Source organism: Neoasaia chiangmaiensis (assembly GCF_002005465.1).
GTDB classification, from domain to species: Bacteria; Pseudomonadota; Alphaproteobacteria; order Acetobacterales; family Acetobacteraceae; genus Neoasaia; species Neoasaia chiangmaiensis.
The window spans coordinates 2,438,859-2,457,583 of record NZ_CP014691.1; the positions used below are offsets into that span (position 1 = coordinate 2,438,859).

Sequence of the window (18,725 nt, forward strand, 5' to 3'; positions counted from 1 at the left end):
GCTGGCGCGCCTTGAAAATCTTGACGGTATCGCCGAGGATGTCTCCAGGCTTACAGGCAGAGTTGTTATCGCGTATCGCGATATAAGACATCGATGTTGGGCAGTGATGCTTCCAACTACCCTTATTGCAGCTGCAAAGCTGAGCGGACGATCGATCGGTCGCATAGGAGTGCCTGTAAGCCGCCAATTTAAGGAAGAAGAGTGTCGAGCCTGGCAAAACTACAATCGGCCAAATCGCTTGACGAGCTGGCCGCGATCCTAGGGTATAAGCCAGCAGCACTTGCTTATCTCCTTTATCATCTACCCACCGCGCGGAAATACACCACCTTCACTATCCCCAAACGCGACGGTACTCCGCGCGACATTCTGGCGCCGACGCCAAAATTGAAGTTGCTCCAGCGCCGTCTCGCCAATGTCCTCTATCTGGCGCTGGCGGATATCGACAAAGCGGGTGCGCCTCGCCGACACCTCTCGCATGGCTTTGCCAAACATCTGTCGATCGTCACCAACGCAAACGTCCATAGGCGGCGACGCTATGTGCTCAACCTCGACCTCAAGGATTTCTTTCCGTCAATTAATTTTGGCCGGGTGCGTGGTATGTTCATCAAGGACAAGCGCTTCGCGCTCGACCCAAAAATCGCGACCCTGATCGCGCAGATTGCCTGTCATAACAACGTGCTGCCGCAGGGCAGCCCATGTTCTCCGGTCATCTCAAATGTCATCGGCCATCTACTCGACATTCGGCTGGTCCGCCTCGCCAAGGCACAGAAATGCACATATTCCCGCTATGCTGATGACATCACCTTCTCCACGAACGCTAAGTTGTTCCCTGCCGATATGGCCGCTCTGGTCGCTGGAACGGAGCATGAATGGACGCTAGGCGCGGCGCTGATCGAGGAGATCGACAAAGCCGGCTTCGCAATCAATCCGGTCAAGACACGGATGCAATACCGTGGATCGCGTCAGGTAACGACCGGCCTTCTAGTCAACGAAAAGCCAAATATCCTCCCGGAATATTATCGCCCTGTCAGGGCGATGTGTTGGTCTCTATTCAACAACGGCAGCTACTATCGTGTGGTCCCTGCCACTTTGGCGGGCGGCAAACCAGGTGATCCCGATGTGCAGGAACCAGCAACCTCGCTCGCGCCGCTGCAAGGGATGCTCGGCCACATCTATCATGTGCGCGATCAGATCGACCAACGGTCTTCTGCTGAAAAGAAGAAAGAGACGACGGCCACCGCGACACGTAAGCTCTACCACCGGTTTCTATTCTATCGAAACTTTATTGTGGCGCCCAAGCCTCTTATCATCCCCGAGGGCAAGACTGACTCGATCTATCTCCAGGCAGCGATAGAAAAGCTCATCGCCTATCATCCGCAGCTCGGCCGCATGGACAAAGGTAAGTTCAAGTCTGCACTCAAATTCATGAATTTTTCGAGTACAGTGCATGCCGTGCTTCAGCTCGGCAGCGGATCTGGAGATCTATTTCACTTCATAAGGAAGTATCATGAACTACTAAAGCATTACCATCATAGGCCTTTGCCCAACCCGGTGATCGTACTGATTGACAATGACGACGGTGCCAAGGAGATTTTCGGGGCTGCTAAGGGACTTGGCGCTATAGGGATTTCACTCACGTCCACAGATGCCTTCTATCGGCTCGGCCCCAATTTGTATCTCATCAAAACCCCGGAGACTGGCCCAAAGGGTAAGAGTTGTATCGAAGATCTATTCGATCCAACGCTCCTGAAAGCAGAAATCGACGGTAAGAAATTTGACGTCAATAAAAAGCATGGTGAACCTGGAAAATATGGGAAGCAGATATTTGCTGAGAAAGTTGTGCGACCGAAGAAGGATATTATAGACTTTTCAAAATTTTCCGGGTTGCTTGATCGCATTGTATCGGCTCTCGATGACTACACAGCAAGCCCACCGCCACCTTGAGCGGCCAGGCCGGTTTCCCCCCTGTACTGCCTATCCGCTCAAGGAATATGAAGCAGACAGGCGGGATACGCCGTCATGTCAGTCATTCAGGCGGTTGGGAGAGCTTCCCGAAAGCTGACATGAATCATCCGATGCTCTACCGGAAAAGGCGGATAGCGGACTTGTGCGCGCATTCTATCCAGTCGAGGTTCGAATCTCGGCGGACGGGCCGAGAACGGTGAAGATGGGCGGTATTCCTACGCCATAGCCACCTGAGGCACGCCAAGCCTCTCCTATGCTGTGGCCCTAATCGAACAGATACAATTGGTACGTTCTCGGTTCGGTTTTCCAAGATGAGGTTAAGCTCGGGCGTCGATCCAGCTTTGCGGCACCAGCCCTTGTCCTCTCCAACGAGCGACGACGGCATCGGCGAACCATTTGTCCCGCAGATCAGCATGATCGGTCACAATCACCTGGAAATTCGGCGCCAGTTCGACCGCCACCTCAAACATCAGCTTGAAAAGTTTGAACACGGCCTCGCGATCCGCGTCCGGAAGATCCGACAAGTCTCCGGCGCGATCCTGCTCCGCCGGATAATGAGCCTGCGAAGGCTGGTCGAAGAAGATGAAGCCGGGGACGGGACGATTCTTCTGCCGGAACCAGCGATGCAGCGCGAGATGTGCGAGCACGTGATAGCCTACCCAGTTCTCGCCGCTCCCCATGCGGAATAGCGGGACTGGGCCATCGAGCGTATCGGCGACGACCGCGAGCTGCCGGATATCCAGCCGCAGGCGGCTACCACTATGCTCCAAGTCTAGCTTTTCTGAATCCCGCGTCATGTAGTCGCCGATCAGATTGAGAGTCGAGGTCAATCGCTCAGCGGTATTCTCTGGGTCGACAAGCTTCTCGAGCGCTTCAACGCGTTTGCGCGCCGCGTCCAATTCGTCGACCGACGTCGTCGCGGCTGGCGGAGGCGGCAAGGTTTCTAGGAAATAGGCAATGCGGCCCATCGTCCGAGCGAGGCGAAGCTGGCTGTCCCGCTCCGTTCGAAAGGCGTCGTCCTGTTTGGCCAGCGCGTCGATCTGGCCTTGGTTATGCTTGAGTGCATCCTCGACGTCGTTCTGCTTCGCGACCAGTTCGCCCTGGGCTTCCTGCAGACGGGGTACCTCTCGCCGGACCTGGCTCAGTTGTTCGTCGATCCCGCTCAAGGTTTTATGCATCTCGGCTACCAATGGGACATGCAGATCGGTCGATCCGCACAAGGCGCAGGTCTCCACGTCACCCTTGGCGACCAACCCGAGGGTCGCCAGCCTGGCGCGCTGCTCATCAGCTTCGTGCGCAAAGCCTCCGGCCACATCTTCGACATGCCTGATCTGGCGAAGCCGTTCTTTCAGGACTCCAAGCTCACGCCGCAACGACGTTCGCTCGCGCCGAAGGATCGCGATCGGTTCGGTCGAGTCCGGTGGGACTGGGACTTCCTGGATCACCGGGTTGATGGCACGAAGGCCGCTGAGAGCTATGTCCTGCGCCGGTGGTTGTCCTGGAGGGATCAGACCAACGGATTGCGCCTCGCGGAACATTTCTTCCGTACGTGCGCCAGAGAGATTGGCGAGTTGCTCGCGCTCCCCAGCGAGCTTCTGCAGCTTCCTCAGCTCTTTCCGCTCAAGATCGAGCTGTACCTTCCGCCGTAGCAGATCCTCGTCGATCGCGCCGAGAAAGTAAGGGAGCACGTCCTTGATCGTTTGCGGCAGGAAGGGCTCGCTCTGACGGTGAAACAGTATCTTCCGACTATCGATCTCGTCTTGATCCTGGATACAGAACATCAAGGCGTGGCGGATGTTGGCTGCAATCGGCCATGCCATATCGGCATTCTGTATCTGGACGGATTTCATCTCGATATCCTTCGTTCTGCTTTGCAGGCTCGTTACGCCAGCTTGGCCTGAAAGAACGGCGCGAGCACGGAAACGGCTTCGGTCACGAAGGCTTTTCCATCGTAGAGATCCATGTGATTGGCGCCTTTCACGATATGGACCGACTTGTCCGCACTGGCAGCGCGGTCATACAGATCGTCACTCATCCATTTGCTGCCCGCGTCGCTGCCGACGACGATCTGGATCGGTTGCGTCAGATAGGTTTCGGCCATGTGATAGGCATCATAGGTGACAATCTGGTTCAGGCTCCGCAACGTAGCAAAGCCCGGCGCGGTCGCGCATTCGGCGCGGGGCGTGTGATAATACTCCCAGGCCTGACGCAGCTCCTCGTTCGGCGCATCTTTCTCCGTCAGCGGCGCGAGTGGCATGGTGGCGTAACCGTTGCCTGCGGCATCTGCGGTGCGGGCATTGGACCCGGCTTCGATCAGCGGAAGCGCGTCGATCGAACGCACCGAATTGTCCCAGCCATTGCGGAACATGGAGCCGATATTGACTGCGCTGACGGTGCCGATTGCCTTGATGCGACGGTCCTGAATGGCGGCATTGGCCGTATAGCCCGCGCCCGCACAGATGCCCATCGCGCCGATGCGGTTCTGGTCGATGTAGGGCAGCGTCGTCAGATGGTCGATAACGGCGCTGACGTCTTCCGTACTGACGTAGGGGTTTTCAAGCTGGCGTGGCTCACCGCCGCTTTCACCCTGACAGGACCGGTCGAACGCAATGGTGACAAAGCCCTGTTCCGCGAGTTTCTGCGCGTAGGTGCCAGCCGTCTGCTCCTTCACGCCGCCGCCAGGGTGGGAGACGACAATGGCAGGCCATTTTTTCGCCTCGTCGAAGCCATTGGGGAAATTGATTACGGCAGACATGGTGATTGTGGGGTTGTTCGAATTGGTAAAGCTGATCTTGCCCATGGCTTTGTCTCCTGTTGATGACATCAGGATAAGACAGGTGCATTGTGTGGATTAGAGAGATAATTTGTCATGGCCCTATCACTGGAGTGATCAATGAGGCGGGATGAAATCGCCGATCTGGCAGCTTTCGTCGTGGTGGCCGAGGAAGGCAGCTTCACCAAGGCGGCCCGTCGTCTTGGCATTGCACAGTCCGGTCTGAGCCAGATCGTGCGGCGGACGGAAGAACGGCTGGGCATGCGCCTGCTGTCACGCACCACCCGCAGCGTGGCACCGACGGAAGCGGGCGAGCGGCTGCTCGCGACACTTGGCCCCATGCTGCATGATCTGGACGCGGCGGTGGCCTCTCTGGGTGATTTGCGGGACCGTCCATCGGGCACCATCCGGGTGACGACCGTGGAACATGCGGCGAAAACCATTCTCCTTCCCGGCGTGAAGCAGCTTCTGCGAGACAATCCCGATATCCGCGTGGACGTGACCATCGATTACGGACTGGCGGATGTGGTGGCAGATCGCTTCGACGCTGGCATCCGGTTGGGCGGCGAGATTGCGAAAGACATGATCGCTGTACGGATCGGTCCGGATATGCCATGCTGGCCGTCAATGCGATTATTGGAGATACACCAGCCGAGGCGCAGCATGCAGCGACTTCACTGGAGCAACATTTTGTTGCGCTGCGTCGAGGGCGTCCGACGCAATTTCCAGCATCTCGCGCTGTTTCGTGGAGCGAACCGGAACAGGCTCTGATCGACAGAACCCTGCGTTATACGTTTACAGGAACGGCAGATGTCGTGGCTGCAGGCATTTCCGCTTTCATAAAACAGCATCAGCCTGACGAACTCATGATTGGTGCGCCTCTCTTCTCACAGGTCGCGAGGCGGGCAACTCTTGCCGGCATTGCGCAGAAGCTGATAAATCATCAGTCAGTGGAAGTTTCGTGACTTTACCACCAGATGTTCGGATCTGGAGTCCTGTAGTTCTAAACCAATGTCTTGCAAGGAGCGGTTCCCGACATCCGCCAGCAATCCCGATAGGTCCCTGATCTCCTTCGCCACCAGATGCACGACCTCGCCCTCCCTCTGCAGCATGCCTTTTACGGCCAGCATCTGTCCGCCCAATATCATCCGTCGGTTCGCATCGAATAGATCCGGCCAGATGATGACGTTCATGTTGGCCGTCTCATCCTCCAGCGTCATGAACACCACGCCTTCGGCTGAGCCGGGGCGTTGCCGAACCAGCACTAGCCCAGCGACAGTCAGGCGCTTTCCATCCTTTGCCGCCAGCGCCTGCCGACAGGTGACGATGCCCTGTGCCAGCAGATCACCCCGCAGAAAAGTCAGCGGATGATCCCGCAGGCTCAGGCCAAGCCGGTTGTAATCGCGCACCACTTCCGCCCCGTCGTGCATGGGCTGCAGCAGCACATCCGGCTCCTCCGCTTCCCGCGTTACCTGGGCTGCCGCGAACAGCGGCAGCGGTTCGTCCCGTAGCGCCTTGATTGCCCACTGCGCCTCGCGCCGTGGCAACCCGAGCGAAGGCCGGAACGCATCCGCTTCTGCCAGATGGGTCAGTGCTGTCGCCTTCACGCCAACCCGACGCCACAGATCATCGATCGAGGTAAACGTGCGCGAGGTCCGTGCGGCAACAATTCGGGCCGCATCGTCATTGGCCAGCCCCTTGACCAGACTCATACCCAGTCGCACGGCGAACATCCCGTCTGGTCTTTCCGGCCCTTCCAGTGTGCTGTCCCAGCGCGAGGCATTCACACAAACTGGCCGGATTTCCACGCCATGTTCCCGCGCATCGCGAACCAGTTGTGCTGGTGCATAAAATCCCATTGGTTGACTGTTCAGAAGCGAGGCCAGAAACACATCCGGATGGGTGCATTTCATCCAGGACGACGAATAGGCCAGAATGGCGAAACTGGCGGCATGGCTCTCGGGAAATCCGTAAGACCCGAACCCTTCGAGCTGCTGATAGATCCGTTCTGCAAATTCTTCCGGGTAACCGTTGGCCCGCATGCCTTCGATCAGACGTCTCTGGAACTGTGAGACAGTGCCGGTATTTTTGAACGTCGCCATGGCCCGACGCAACTGATCGGCCTCAGCGGCAGTAAACCCCGCACAGATCATGGCGACCTGCATCGCCTGCTCCTGAAATAAGGGAATACCCAGTGTTTTCCTCAGAACCTTTTCCAATTCCCGGGTGGGATAGTTTTCCGGTTCGATCCCTTCGCGCCTTCGGAGATACGGATGCACCATATCGCCCTGAATTGGTCCGGGCCTTACGATCGCCACTTCAATGACGAGATCGTAGAACACACGCGGTTTGAGCCGTGGTAGCATGGACATCTGGGCGCGGGATTCAATCTGGAAGACGCCAATGGTGTCAGCCTTCCTGATCATGGCGTAAGTGCGTGGATCCTCCGCCGGGATGGTCTGAAGGGTGAAGTGCTGATTCTTATGGTCCGCCAGCAGATCCAGCCCCTTTTTCATGCAAGTCAGCATGCCCATAGCGAGGATATCGACCTTCATGAATTTCAGGACGTCGATATCGTCCTTGTCCCACTCGATGATCTGGCGCTGCTCCATCGATGCAGGCTCAATGGGCACAAGCTCATCCAGCCGGTCATGCGTCAGCACAAATCCTCCGGGGTGCTGTGACAGGTGACGAGGTACACCAATCAGGCAGCGGGCCAGATCAAGGGTCAGACGGATGCGCCGGTCGGACAAATCAATGCTGCTGTCAGTCAGGGCGTCATCGTCCAGCTTGCGCCCCCAGCCCTGAATCTGGCCCGACAGTGTGCGGATCAGGTCTTCCGGCAAGCCCATGACCTTGCCGACATCGCGTAAGGCCCCCTTGGCGCGATAGCGGATCACCACGGCTGTCAGGGCTGCCCGGTCACGCCCGTAATGCTCATAGACCCACTGGATGACCTGCTCACGGCGTGCGTGTTCAAAATCCACATCGATATCCGGCGGTTCGCCGCGCTCTTCAGAGACGAAGCGTTCGAACAGCAGGGAGTTTCGGGCCGGATCAATGGCGGTAATGCCCAGCACATAACAGACGGCACTATTGGCAGCCGATCCACGTCCCTGACAGAGAATGTCCTGGCTGCGAGCATAGCGGACGATGCTGTTCACCGTCAGAAAATAGGGCGCGTATTCCATGCGCCCGATCAGACCCAGTTCATGGTGCAGACTTTTGCGAACCTCGCCCGGAGTCCCTTCGGGGTAGGTGCGGGCTGCGGCCTCCCATGTCAGGGTTTCCAGAGCCTGCTGGGGCGTCTGACCGGGCGCGGACACTTCATCGGGATACTGGTAGGCCAGATCATCGAGCGAGAAACGGCAGCGCTCCACGATATCCATGGTGCGGGCGACCGCTTCAGGGTAACGGCTGAACAGCCGGGCCATCTCCTGCGGTGGCTTGAGATAACGGTCGGCATGACGTTCGCGGACGAACCCGGCCTCGTCGATGGTCGTGTTGTGCCGGATGCAGGTGACGACATCCTGCAGGATACGCCGGTCATGGGTGTGGAACAGCACGTCATTGGTCACGACGGTTGGCACATGTGCCTGATGCGCCAGGTTGGCAAGATCATACAATCGCATCTGGTCATTGGGACGGCGTAGCAGGGTGAGCGCCATGTAGGCCCTGTCGGCAAAGATGTCCTTCAGCTTGCGCAGATGCAGCGCGCAGGCCTCGTCCGCCGTGTCCGGGATCATGACGACGATCAGGTCTTCACCCCAGGCGACCAGATCCTCCCAGAGCAGATGGCATTTTCCTTTCCCGGCACGGGCCTTGCCGAGGCTCAGCAGGCGGCAAAGACGGCCATAGGCGGCCCGGCCCGTAGGGTAGACCAGCACGGGAGGGAAATCCGCCAGATCGAGACGGCATCCCACAACAAGGCGGAGCCCGATCTCTTTTGCCGCGACATGGGCCTGCACCATCCCGGCCAGAGAGTTGCGGTCACAGATGCCCAGTGCCTCGATGCTAAGGGCCTTTGCCTGCGCAAACAGTTCGATCGGGGAAGACGCCCCGCGCAAAAACGAGAAATACGTCGTCACCTGCAGTTCGGCGTAATGCGGTGCCGAGGTGCTCATCCGAAAATCCCGTGCAGAAACCAGCCCTGCGAGCCGGTCTCGCCGTGCTCACCATCACCGGCACGGTAAAGCCAGAACCGCTCGCCGCTCGTGTCCTCCACCCGGAAGTAATCGCGGGCGATGGTCAGCTCGGCGTCATTTTTCCACCACTCGCCAAAGACCCGCTCAGGCCCGTCAGCGCATTTCACTTTCCGCCGCACGCCCCGCCAGATGAAGAACAAGGGCGGCTGGTCCGGCAGTTCCGCCATGGCCTGCACCGGCTCAGGTCGTGCCAGCAGGCGGGTGGGACGTGGCCAATGCTCCGGCCAGTCCTTTGTCTCTTCAGGTGCAAGGGCAGGCACACGGCAGAAAGAGCGTTCGGGCAGGTCGCTTTCCACTGGGGCAAAGCGATAGAGCGCCTGTGTACCGACACGGTTGGCCAGTGTGTCGATCAGGTCGGACACATCGGCTTCTTCTTCGGCGATGAGCGAGGAGACGGTCTGGCGCCGATCCATGGGCTCCGCCAGAGAGGCGATTAGCACCATGCGCTCGATGCCGAAGCCCGGATTGATCGTTTCGATTTTCTCGCACAGCAGCCGCGTCAGGCGCTTCACATCGCGTACCGGCATGGCGGTCGCCACGCGGATCGCCTCGGTGCGGTTGTCCACCCGATGCAGCAGCAGATCAAGACGGCGCACGCCCTGTCCGCGCTCGTCCAGTCCCTGGCAGAGCAGCGGCACCAGCTTGCCGATATATTTGGCGATGGTTTCGGCGGCCCCGATCGGCTCGGCAAAATTACGGCTGACCTCGACCGGATCCACCGGGCGGACTGGCATGATAGCTTCCCCCATACGCCCGAACGCCTGATCCAGCCTACGGGCGACATCCGGTCCGAAACGCAGCGCCAGCGGTGCACGTGGCATGGCGGCCAGTGGTCCGATGCGGGATACGCCCAGCGTGGGCAGACCCTCAATGATAGGTGAGGGCAGGCGGAGTGCTTCAACGGGCAGATCTGCCAGAGCAGAGGTCGTTTTATCTGAAGGGACAACCGCAATCGCTAACCGGCCATAGCGAGCCAGTGCATGGGCCGCCCCCCAGGTGTCCGCCACCACAGCTTTTGCCCGAAAACCTGCGCCCGCCATGCGATGAACCATGTCCTTGAGCATGGGAAGTTCACCGCCGTGCAGGTGATCCGCCCCCGTCGTGTCCAGAACCAGCCCGTCCGGTGCATCGACGGCCACGATGGGCGCGATCCGGTGCTGGAACCACAGCGCCAGCTTTTCCAGCCCCAGACGGTCTCCCTCGGGATCGGCGTCCATCAGCACCAGATCGGGATACAGCGCCTGGGCCTTGGCGATTGGTGTGCCGGGACGCAGTCCCAGCTTGCGGGCGGCCAGATCGACCGACAGGACAACTCGTCGTCGTCCTTCACGCCCGGCCAGTGCGAGCGGCGTTTCAGGCGCGGGCGCGTCTGGTCCAAGTCGTTTCCTGATCCGGTCGGTCGGCCAGAGCGGCAGGTAAAGAGAGACGACCCTTGCCATCACAAGCCTCCACTTCAAAATCGGCACATTCGCCTGCGCGGGCACGGATCAGTTCCAGCAGCCAGCGAGAACGGCCTACACCGGGCACCGGCAACGGTAGGGAAGGCAGGACGGAGACCCGCCAGCGTGTCACACTGGCAGTCGGCTGGCCAAAATCCGCCGCATCCGTCTGTCGTCGCCAGCGGCGGATCGCGATGCCAAGCGAACCAGACGTTTCAGCCGCCAGTTGCAGGCGACGCGAGGCCGTCATGGACAGGCGGGATACTTCCGCGACAACAGCTCCGAGGCCGCCATGCCGCAGCCCTTCCTCGAAGCAGGCCAGCACATCGACTTCCGAACTGGCCTCGACATAGATCGTCCGCCGCGCAGAAAGCCCCACCTGTTTCAGGGAAGGGGCGAACACGTCCTGACGGGTGACGATCCAGAGCACCTTACCGCGCGTACGGGCGGCAATCCCGGCGCAGAACTGACCGGCGGCGGCACTGTGCAGAGCATCATTCCCGCCTCCTGCCACTTCATGCAACGCACCTAGCGCCAGACCGCCACCGGGCAGGCGACTGTCGATCTCGCGCACGCCAAAAGGCAGCACCGTGCGGCGTCGGTCGCAGTGCCCTTCGAGACGGCTGATCGCAGCCCGCAGCGTCTCCAGACCGGGTTTTTTCGCGGTTTCAGCAGTCATGTCACGGTTCTATGTCCCTTGTGCAGGTGCATTTCATGATTATATGTTCCTGATTTGTTCTAATTATGCTACGCAAGTCAATGCAAATTCGCTCCGTATCCGGCATGCTGGTGTTCGATGTCGGTTCGGTATCGTTGATGAAAGTGCGCTAAGGAATTGAATCCAGAACCTTCTCCCGCTTCGGGCAGCGACGATTATCTGTCCCGTCTGAATGATGCGCAGCGGCAGGCCGTCACGCACGGGACCGGGGTCTCGCCGGGCAGGGCGGATTCATCCCCGCTGCTGGTCATCGCCGGCGCCGGTTCGGGCAAGACCAACACACTGGCGCACCGGGTCGCGCATCTGATCGCCTCGGGTGCCGATCCGCGCCGCATCCTGCTGCTGACCTTCTCGCGGCGGGCCAGTGTCGAGATGACGCGACGGGTAGAGCGGATCTGCAAAACGGCGCTCGGCGACAAGGCCGGTCCTCTGGCCGATGCGCTGGCCTGGGCCGGGACGTTTCATGCCATCGGCGCCCGGCTGCTGCGGGAGTATGCGCAGCAGATTGGCATGGACCCGGCCTTCTCGATCCATGATCGGGAGGATTCCGCCGATCTGATGAATCTGATCAGGCATGATCTGGGGTTTTCCAAAACCGAGAAGCGTTTTCCCGGCAAGGGCACGTGCCTTGCCATCTACTCCCGTGTGGTCAATTCCGGCGCACCGCTCGCCGACGTGTTGTTGAAGCATTATCCGTGGTGCGCGGGCTGGGACGCGCAGCTCAAACAGCTCTTTGCAGGTTATGTTACGGCCAAGCAGGAACAGGGTGTGCTGGATTACGACGATCTGCTGCTGTGCTGGGCGCAGATGGTGAGCGATCCGGTGCTGGCCGCCGATATCGGCGGCAAATGGGATCATATGCTGGTCGACGAGTATCAGGACACCAACCGGCTGCAGGCGGAGATCCTGCTGGGCATGAAGCCCGACGGACGCGGACTGACGGTGGTGGGCGACGACGCGCAGAGCATATACGCTTTTCGGGCGGCGACCGTGCGCAACATCCTTGATTTCCCGGCGTCCTTCGATCCCCCGGCATGCGTCGTGACGCTGGACCGGAATTATCGCTCGACAAAGCCCATTCTGGATGCGGCCAACGCCGTCATTGGCGAAGCTGCCGAGCGGTTCACCAAGGATCTGTGGACCGAGCGACAGTCCGACGAACTTCCCAGGCTCGTGACAATCTGGGACGACACCGCCCAGGCGAACTATATCGCGGATCGTGTGCTGGAAGAGCGGGAGGCCGGCACGCCGATGAAGCAGCAGGCGGTGTTGTTCCGGGCCTCGCACCATAGCAGCACGCTGGAGGTGGAACTGACAAGGCGCAACATCCCGTTCGTGAAGTTCGGCGGCCTGAAGTTTCTCGACAGCGCCCATGTGAAGGACGTGCTGGCTCTGCTGCGCTTTGCCCAGAACCCGCGCGACCGCATCGCGGGCTTCCGGGTCCTGCAGCTTCTGCCGGGCGTGGGGCCGACCTCAGCTCGGCGCGTGCTGGACACGATGGGTGAGAGTGCCCATCCCTTCGAGGCATTGAAGGATCTGAAAGCCCCACCGCGCAGTGGCGAGGCCTGGACGGGTTTCGTGAACCTGCTGACAGCCCTTGGCAGTCATCAGGTCGGCTGGCCGGGCGAGATCGCGGTTGTGCGGTACTGGTATGAGCCGCATCTGGAGCGGCTGCATGAGGACGCCTCCACCCGTCTGGCGGACCTGGTGCAACTGGAGCAGATCGCCGGCGGTTATCCCTCACGTGAGAAATTCCTCACCGAACTGACACTCGACCCGCCGGATGCAACGTCCGATCAGGCTGGCGTGCCGTTGCTGGATGAGGATTATCTGATCCTCTCGACGATCCATTCCGCCAAGGGGCAGGAATGGAAGAACGTGTTCGTGATGAACGCCGTCGACGGCTGCATTCCGTCCGATCTGGCTACCGGCGAGCAGGATGACATCGAGGAGGAACGCCGGCTGCTCTATGTGGCTATGACACGGGCGAAGGACAGTCTCGATATCATGGTGCCGCAGCGTTTTTACGTGCATGGCCAGCACAGCCGGGGCGACCGGCATGTCTATGCTTCACGGAGCCGCTTCATCGACCGCGATATGCTGCCCCTGTTTCAGTCTGTATCCTGGCCCGTTGTGAAGCCAGAGGAGCAGGCCCGGCAGGAGGCGGTGCAGTCCGTGCGGATCGACATGGCCGCCCGTCTGCGCGGCATGTGGTCGTAAGGGAGCAGACAGATGTGCAATCTCTATTCCATGACTTCCAACCCACAGGCGATCAAGGACGTTGCAAAAGTCCTCGAGGATCGCACGGGGAATCTCCAGCCATTGCCCGAGATTTACCCGAACACGATGGCGCCGATTGTGCGGAATGGCACGAACGGTCGTGAACTGGTCATGGGCCGCTGGGGCATGCCGACACCGCCGGGATACCTGAAAGGCCATAAGGTGGATCGTGGTGTCACCAACATCCGCAATCCGACCTCGACATGGTGGAAGCGATGGGAAGGTGTGGCACATCGCTGTCTGGTGCCGCTGACGGCGTTCTCGGAGCCGGAGCGTCTGCCTGACGGGAAATTGCAGCCTGTGTGGTTTGCCCGCAGCGACGGTGAGCAGGTGGCTTTCTTTGCCGGTATCTGGTGCCGATGGACATCCGTGCGGAAACTGGCTGATGGAGAGACAACGGATGACCTGTTTGGATTTCTGACCACCGAGGCGAACCGGGAAGTTGGAGCCATCTATCCGAAAGCCATGCCGGTTATTCTGACGCAGCCAGATGAACTGGATATATGGATGAATGCGCCTGTCACCGAGGCTCTATGTCTTCAGAAGCCTTTGTCGGATGCCATGCTTGCTTGTGTCGATTCTCCGCAGCCTTTGAAATGACAGTTATGGGGAGCGGGGGGACAGAATGTCGGCTCTGGGACGGCGTAGCTCAGAAGCGGTCATACATTGGAGGACTTCCTTCCCTTTCCTCGCAGCTTGGTCCGGAAAGTTCGTCTACAAGAGCGAGACCGTCAGCTTCGACTGGGGTAGAACGAAGGCGGCAACTACGGCTTCGCCGCCATTGATCACCGTTATCAGGTGCTGGCGGCACGCCGGTGCTGGTCGATGACGCCAAGAAATTCGACCTGTCCCGCATCCTCATCGATATTTACGGGGTCGCCTATATCGGCCACTCACGGCTCGAAAAGCTGATCGAGAAAAATGAGATACAGTCGCGCGATATGATGACAGGAGGCGAGGAAGACATAAGAACTGTTCGTGTTACTGCTTACCATCGTTTTTCTAGCAGAGTTTAGGCGATGTATCGTCTCGATTTCCGATTGAGATGAACATTTGTTATTGGGTATGAGTGCTGACTGGCAGTGAGCTAAATCTATCTTTGTTGGGGGCGATTTTGAAGAATCCGGCCGTGAGGCTATCTCAGTTGCACGCTTGGCGTCATGAAACTGAATTGCGCGGTTTACAACCTCGGCTCGATGCTTATTGGGCAGTCGATAGTAATAGGCCGGAGGGTACCGACGGAGAGCGGGAAAACTATTACCGACAGGTGGTGGCGCCTCACGAAGACGCCATTCTCGCCGATTTCCCTCAAGGTGTGCCGGAGAGAACCGCCTGGGAGGTTATCCTGCGTGAAGAGAATTGGCGCTCGGTGCTCCGAAATTGGCGCCACGATGGTCAACAAATATTCGAGTTTGCGCCAGACCTGTTGGCAATGCTGGCCGATACGGACGTGGATGAATTGCCCATCCAGAACCTGCGGATGCCATACGACACATTCTATGTTGCTCTTGCGCCGGGACATTTTTTGCCTAACTACAAGCGCGACTGGGTAGTCGATGGGTTCTATGTCACGGCTGAAATTTGCCTGGTTGACTCTCTCCGGATGAGGCCCCGTCCTCCGAACGAACTGATCGCTGAGCAGAGGGAGCAATGGGCGGATCTTGAGCGAATACCAGGTGCTCTGGAGAATCTATGTAAGGACGGATCCGAAAGTTTTGCAAGCTTTGACAGTTATATTGCGAAGCTATTGGCCGAAAATACGGCTGCCCAACAGCTTTACGATCGATACCTACTAGATCCCGATGCGGTGATGGATGAAATCACAGAAAAGATGGATATCCGCGGTTTGGGCGAGTGGCGCTCATACATGATGTTCACGGTGGATTTCACGTTCCGTCGGCGTGATCATGCTACGGCGTCACTTTCATTGACCGATCTTTTGGACCAGCCAACGCTCCGTGCGCACTACAATTTTGTCTCGCACCGCAATACGGTTGGAGATGGCATCGAACGCGGTCGCCGATCGGCAATTCCAATGGATACCTTTCGAGAAGAAGACGGGCATCCTGACGATCTTCGCAACGTGATTTCCGACCCGACGGTTCTGGAGGAGGTTACGCGATTGGTGTTCAACCTCGTCTGCTACTTGAATTATCCCAAGCGCGATCAGGAAAAACGACTAAACGATCCACGTGTCCATGAAAAAGTCGGGCGGGCCAAGGGCAAAGCCAGAAAAATGGCAGAAGCGCGAGCACGTCAGGATGGTTGCCGCTGGATCAATTTCTGCGGCTATCGAACGTCATTCCAGCCGCGAAAGACGCTCGGCGGGACGGCCGTTGGTCACTGGCGCCGAGGACACTGGCGGAATCAACGGTTTGGGAAGGCGCTTGCAGAAAGCAGGTTGCTGTGGATTCGGCCAACGATGGTTGGAGCCGACAAAGATATCATTGACAGCCGTCCGACGCTTTACGGAACGTCCTAGATGATGCTTGGGAGGCCATGATAATGGCCGGGATAGCAAGGCATCCGGCATGAAAGAAGGATTTCTTTTTCAATATTATGAATGGCTGCTTGACTTTCTCTGCGTGATTTTGGTGCTCTTGGCTATAATCCGTAAAGAGTTCGCCAACAGAGTAAACCGTACCTGGATTGTTAGATAGGTCTTCAACTGGTTACAGTGCCCCTAAAGTAGACCGCCCCCTATACCTCATAGATGTTCACAGATGGCCATTTAGCATGAACATTTACAGTGTGCTTCGCTACATGAAATGCCTTTTCAAGATCGAGAGACTTTTGATGAATGCCCGTACGTGAGAATATTTCCTAGAATTGTCCCCTTAGGGAAAGGGGACAATTCTTTTTCGTCATACAAAAATGTATCTTTTGTAGAGATTTTGTAGAGATTTTCGAATGTTTTTGGCGTCTTCTTCTCTATTCTCTTGCACGGCATCCAGCATTTCTTTTTCTTTCCTGGTAATACGCGTGCAGAGCTCGGTTAGATCAGCGCAAAATGCCTCGTCATGAACACTTGGCTCCCGGTTTTCGTTTTCAGATGGTGCTCCCTTTTCGTTGGTAGAGGAGGGCGTAATGCCGTTTTTCTCATTGAACTGAATCTGTAACGTTCGACGTGCCTCTGTTTCGCTTATCGCCCCGCGCATTGCCGGTGTTATTGTATCGGCATACAAAATGGCTGTTCCGTTAGGATTACGCGCAACCCTTCCAATCATCTGTATTAACGCGTCTGTTGACCGGAGAAAGCCCGCCCGATCTGCATCCAGAATTGCGATGAGCGAGGCTTCCGGAATATCGAGTCCTTCTCTAAGAAGGCTGATTCCAATGAGAACGTCGAATTCACCAGCCCGCAAACCGTCGATGATTTCAGTACGCTCTTCTGTTTTGATATCTGAATGAAGATAGCTGGCTCGAACCCCCTTGCTTTCCAAAAGAGCGTGTAGATCCTCAGCGGCCGCCTTCGTCAGGGTTGTAACCAGTACGCGCTCTTTCCGATGCTTACGCACTTCAATTTCATCGCAGAGGTTATCAATTGCTCCAGCAGACGGCCGCAATTCAATTACGGGGTCAAGCAGTCCCGTCGGCCGCACAACCTGAAGCGCAACATGTTCTTTGGAAACTTTCAGCTCATAAGCACCAGGGGTCGCAGAGACGAAAATGGTCTGTGGTTTTACCTCTTCAAACTGCTTGAAATTTAATGGGTGATTGTCTTTTGAAGACGGTAGGCGAAAGCCATAATCGATCAGCGTGTCTTTACGGCTTTGATCTCCACGATACATCGCTGAGATTTGCGGGATCATGACGTGAGACTCATCCACGAACAGCAGCCCGTCCTTAGGAAGATAATCAAGTAGCGTAATGGGAGGAAGAGCTGGGTCACGTCCGTTCAGGTAAGAACTGTAGTTTTCCATTCCCGAGCAATATCCGGACTGTCTGATCAGGATCTGTCGCTCGGTTAAGCGTATCGTCCGAAGGCTACGTCCCTTTCTTCATTCATACTCAACGGCACCCGATGCCGTTTTTTCTCATCGCATGGGGTGGGGCGGACGCCCTGCGTCATGGGTGCATTCAGGATACTCTCATGTCATCAACGTCTTCCTTGTTACACTCTTCGCGTGCCTCTCAAACGCCGGGAAGGAACGCTTTTTTTCCAGATAACAAAGATCTGGAAATCTATCATGACTTCGCCGTGGAACTGGGGGCACCCCCTAACCATCAGATGTGTCGCTACCGGGGTATTCGTGCCCAGCATCTCGTGTTTCTGGGCGAAAGCGGTACGTATGCCTGGGCGCGGATGGATGCCATGGCGCGGCAGCGCTGGCCGGAGCTGCCGGTTGCAGGCAAGGTCGCTGCGGACGAAACCGTTCTGGCATCGCTGCCAGAGCGGATCATCTATCAGTTTTTGGCAGGTGGTCGGTCTCCAGGTGTGGCAGTCGATCTACACCAGCCCATTGACGACACATCGGATGATTTTCGTGCCGACATCGCCCTTCGATGCCGTGATGCAGCACATTTCATTGAGGTGGTAGGGTGTTGTGCCCGTGACCGGGTCGTGCGGAATGCGGTTGAAAAGCGCGGTCTGATCAGAACGGAGCAGCGTGAGCGGTTTTATGAAGGTCATGGCATTCAGCCGACAATGATTTTTGTCGACGATTTTGCGCGGCCACAAGAGTTGAAGGCCCAGTGTAAGGCGTTGATCGAGCGTGTCCTCCGTGACGCTGAAGGCCGAAAAAAGCCCTAGGCATCGCAAGAGGGCCGAACTGAAAAGCCTGGGGTGGACGACAGCAGGCTGCGTTGGGCGCCCCACCCGGCTTGTCGAATCGTTTGGATGTCAGTGCGGCCTGTGTGTGAGCACATCAGACCGATTCTGGCCTTTAAAATTCGAAATTAGGGCTGTCAAAAATAACGAAATTAGCGACTTGCTTTTTCAGCGAATCGCATTTTTCAAGACCCTTCTTAATTTTCTTTTTCATTTAAAAATTCTCTAAAATTTTCTCTAAAAATATTGAATGACAAATTTTGGATACCGGTTCTTTTCTGACTGTGACGATGCAAATTTCACGGAGGCCGGCAATGACCCCTGAAGGTTCAAAACCAGAAATCGCTAACGATAACGGCTCAGCGGGTGCGGAATTAACTCAATTGGTCACCGTTCTGGCTCGGGCCGTGGGGCGATCAGTCGCGCAGCAGCAGTTTGAGGCGTGGCTCAAAACAACGGTCGTGGTGGCCAATGATAACCAACCCAAAGAGCAGCGAGAACAGAAGAGCTAGACAAAACAAGTCGAGTGTTTCCTGCACACCGTGCTGTCACTTTGGATATACTGGAGAAGAGT

Annotated in this window: 14 protein-coding genes; 8 read left to right on the forward strand and 6 right to left on the reverse strand. The window is 57.5% G+C overall.

Annotated features, from left to right (window positions below; translation table 11 throughout):
• The first annotated feature begins 201 nt into the window (after nt 1-201).
• Nucleotides 202-1,944, forward strand: a complete 1,743-nt coding sequence (locus A0U93_RS11745; RefSeq protein ID WP_077807503.1) for a retron Ec67 family RNA-directed DNA polymerase/endonuclease — start codon at nt 202-204, stop codon at nt 1,942-1,944.
• A gap of 338 nt (nt 1,945-2,282) precedes the next feature.
• On the opposite strand, the gene A0U93_RS11750 is transcribed toward A0U93_RS11745, so the two are convergent.
• Together A0U93_RS11750 and A0U93_RS11755 are read right to left on the reverse strand one after the other, a co-directional pair.
• Nucleotides 2,283-3,815, reverse strand: a complete 1,533-nt coding sequence (locus A0U93_RS11750; protein ID WP_077807504.1) for a DUF3732 domain-containing protein — start codon at nt 3,813-3,815, stop codon at nt 2,283-2,285.
• Between the two features lie 32 nt (nt 3,816-3,847).
• Nucleotides 3,848-4,765 carry an alpha/beta hydrolase gene (locus A0U93_RS11755; RefSeq protein ID WP_077807505.1) on the reverse strand — a complete coding sequence of 306 codons (918 nt, stop codon included), beginning with the start codon at nt 4,763-4,765 and terminating at the stop codon, nt 3,848-3,850.
• A gap of 93 nt (nt 4,766-4,858) precedes the next feature.
• Here A0U93_RS11755 and A0U93_RS11760 point away from each other — a divergent pair, with 93 nt between their 5' ends.
• Nucleotides 4,859-5,509 carry a LysR family transcriptional regulator gene (locus A0U93_RS11760; protein WP_281251198.1) on the forward strand — a complete coding sequence of 217 codons (651 nt, stop codon included), beginning with the start codon at nt 4,859-4,861 and terminating at the stop codon, nt 5,507-5,509.
• Between the two features lie 176 nt (nt 5,510-5,685).
• On the opposite strand, the gene A0U93_RS11765 is transcribed toward A0U93_RS11760, so the two are convergent.
• From A0U93_RS11765 to A0U93_RS11775, 3 genes are read right to left on the reverse strand one after another with little or no spacing between them, the layout of a single operon-like run.
• Nucleotides 5,686-8,862 carry an error-prone DNA polymerase gene (locus A0U93_RS11765; RefSeq protein WP_077807506.1) on the reverse strand — a complete coding sequence of 1,059 codons (3,177 nt, stop codon included), beginning with the start codon at nt 8,860-8,862 and terminating at the stop codon, nt 5,686-5,688.
• Complete coding sequence (locus A0U93_RS11770) at nt 8,859-10,382, reverse strand: DUF6504 family protein (RefSeq protein ID WP_169852758.1); 1,524 nt, start codon at nt 10,380-10,382, stop codon at nt 8,859-8,861. Before A0U93_RS11770 ends, A0U93_RS11765 begins: the two co-directional genes overlap by 4 nt.
• Nucleotides 10,297-11,061, reverse strand: coding sequence for an ImuA family protein (locus A0U93_RS11775; protein WP_077807507.1), 765 nt, complete (start codon nt 11,059-11,061; stop codon nt 10,297-10,299). Before A0U93_RS11775 ends, A0U93_RS11770 begins: the two co-directional genes overlap by 86 nt.
• A 156-nt stretch (nt 11,062-11,217) precedes the next feature.
• Here A0U93_RS11775 and A0U93_RS11780 point away from each other — a divergent pair, with 156 nt between their 5' ends.
• The 4 genes from A0U93_RS11780 to A0U93_RS16250 all read left to right on the forward strand — a co-directional run bounded on the left by A0U93_RS11780 (nt 11,218) and on the right by A0U93_RS16250 (nt 15,862).
• Nucleotides 11,218-13,320, forward strand: coding sequence for an ATP-dependent helicase (locus A0U93_RS11780; RefSeq protein WP_077807508.1), 2,103 nt, complete (start codon nt 11,218-11,220; stop codon nt 13,318-13,320).
• Nucleotides 13,321-13,332: 12 nt separating this feature from the next.
• Nucleotides 13,333-13,980, forward strand: a complete 648-nt coding sequence (locus A0U93_RS11785) for an SOS response-associated peptidase (RefSeq protein WP_077807509.1) — start codon at nt 13,333-13,335, stop codon at nt 13,978-13,980.
• 215 nt (nt 13,981-14,195) lie between these two features.
• On the forward strand, nt 14,196-14,396 hold the full coding sequence (locus tag A0U93_RS16245; RefSeq protein ID WP_149026881.1) for a hypothetical protein: 201 nt from the start codon (nt 14,196-14,198) through the stop codon (nt 14,394-14,396).
• Nucleotides 14,397-14,509: 113 nt separating this feature from the next.
• Nucleotides 14,510-15,862 carry a hypothetical protein gene (locus A0U93_RS16250; RefSeq protein ID WP_147150960.1) on the forward strand — a complete coding sequence of 451 codons (1,353 nt, stop codon included), beginning with the start codon at nt 14,510-14,512 and terminating at the stop codon, nt 15,860-15,862.
• 382 nt (nt 15,863-16,244) lie between these two features.
• Here the strand turns inward: A0U93_RS16250 and A0U93_RS11800 are convergent, their stop codons facing one another.
• Nucleotides 16,245-17,303, reverse strand: a complete 1,059-nt coding sequence (locus A0U93_RS11800; protein WP_077807512.1) for a helicase-related protein — start codon at nt 17,301-17,303, stop codon at nt 16,245-16,247.
• A 170-nt stretch (nt 17,304-17,473) separates the two neighbouring features.
• On the opposite strand from A0U93_RS11800, the gene A0U93_RS11805 reads away from it, so the two are divergent.
• Nucleotides 17,474-18,133 (forward strand): hypothetical protein, encoded by a 660-nt coding sequence (locus A0U93_RS11805; protein WP_077807513.1) that lies wholly within the window; start codon nt 17,474-17,476, stop codon nt 18,131-18,133.
• A gap of 332 nt (nt 18,134-18,465) precedes the next feature.
• Nucleotides 18,466-18,663, forward strand: coding sequence for a hypothetical protein (locus tag A0U93_RS16255; protein ID WP_147150962.1), 198 nt, complete (start codon nt 18,466-18,468; stop codon nt 18,661-18,663).
• Nucleotides 18,664-18,725: the final 62 nt, after the last annotated feature.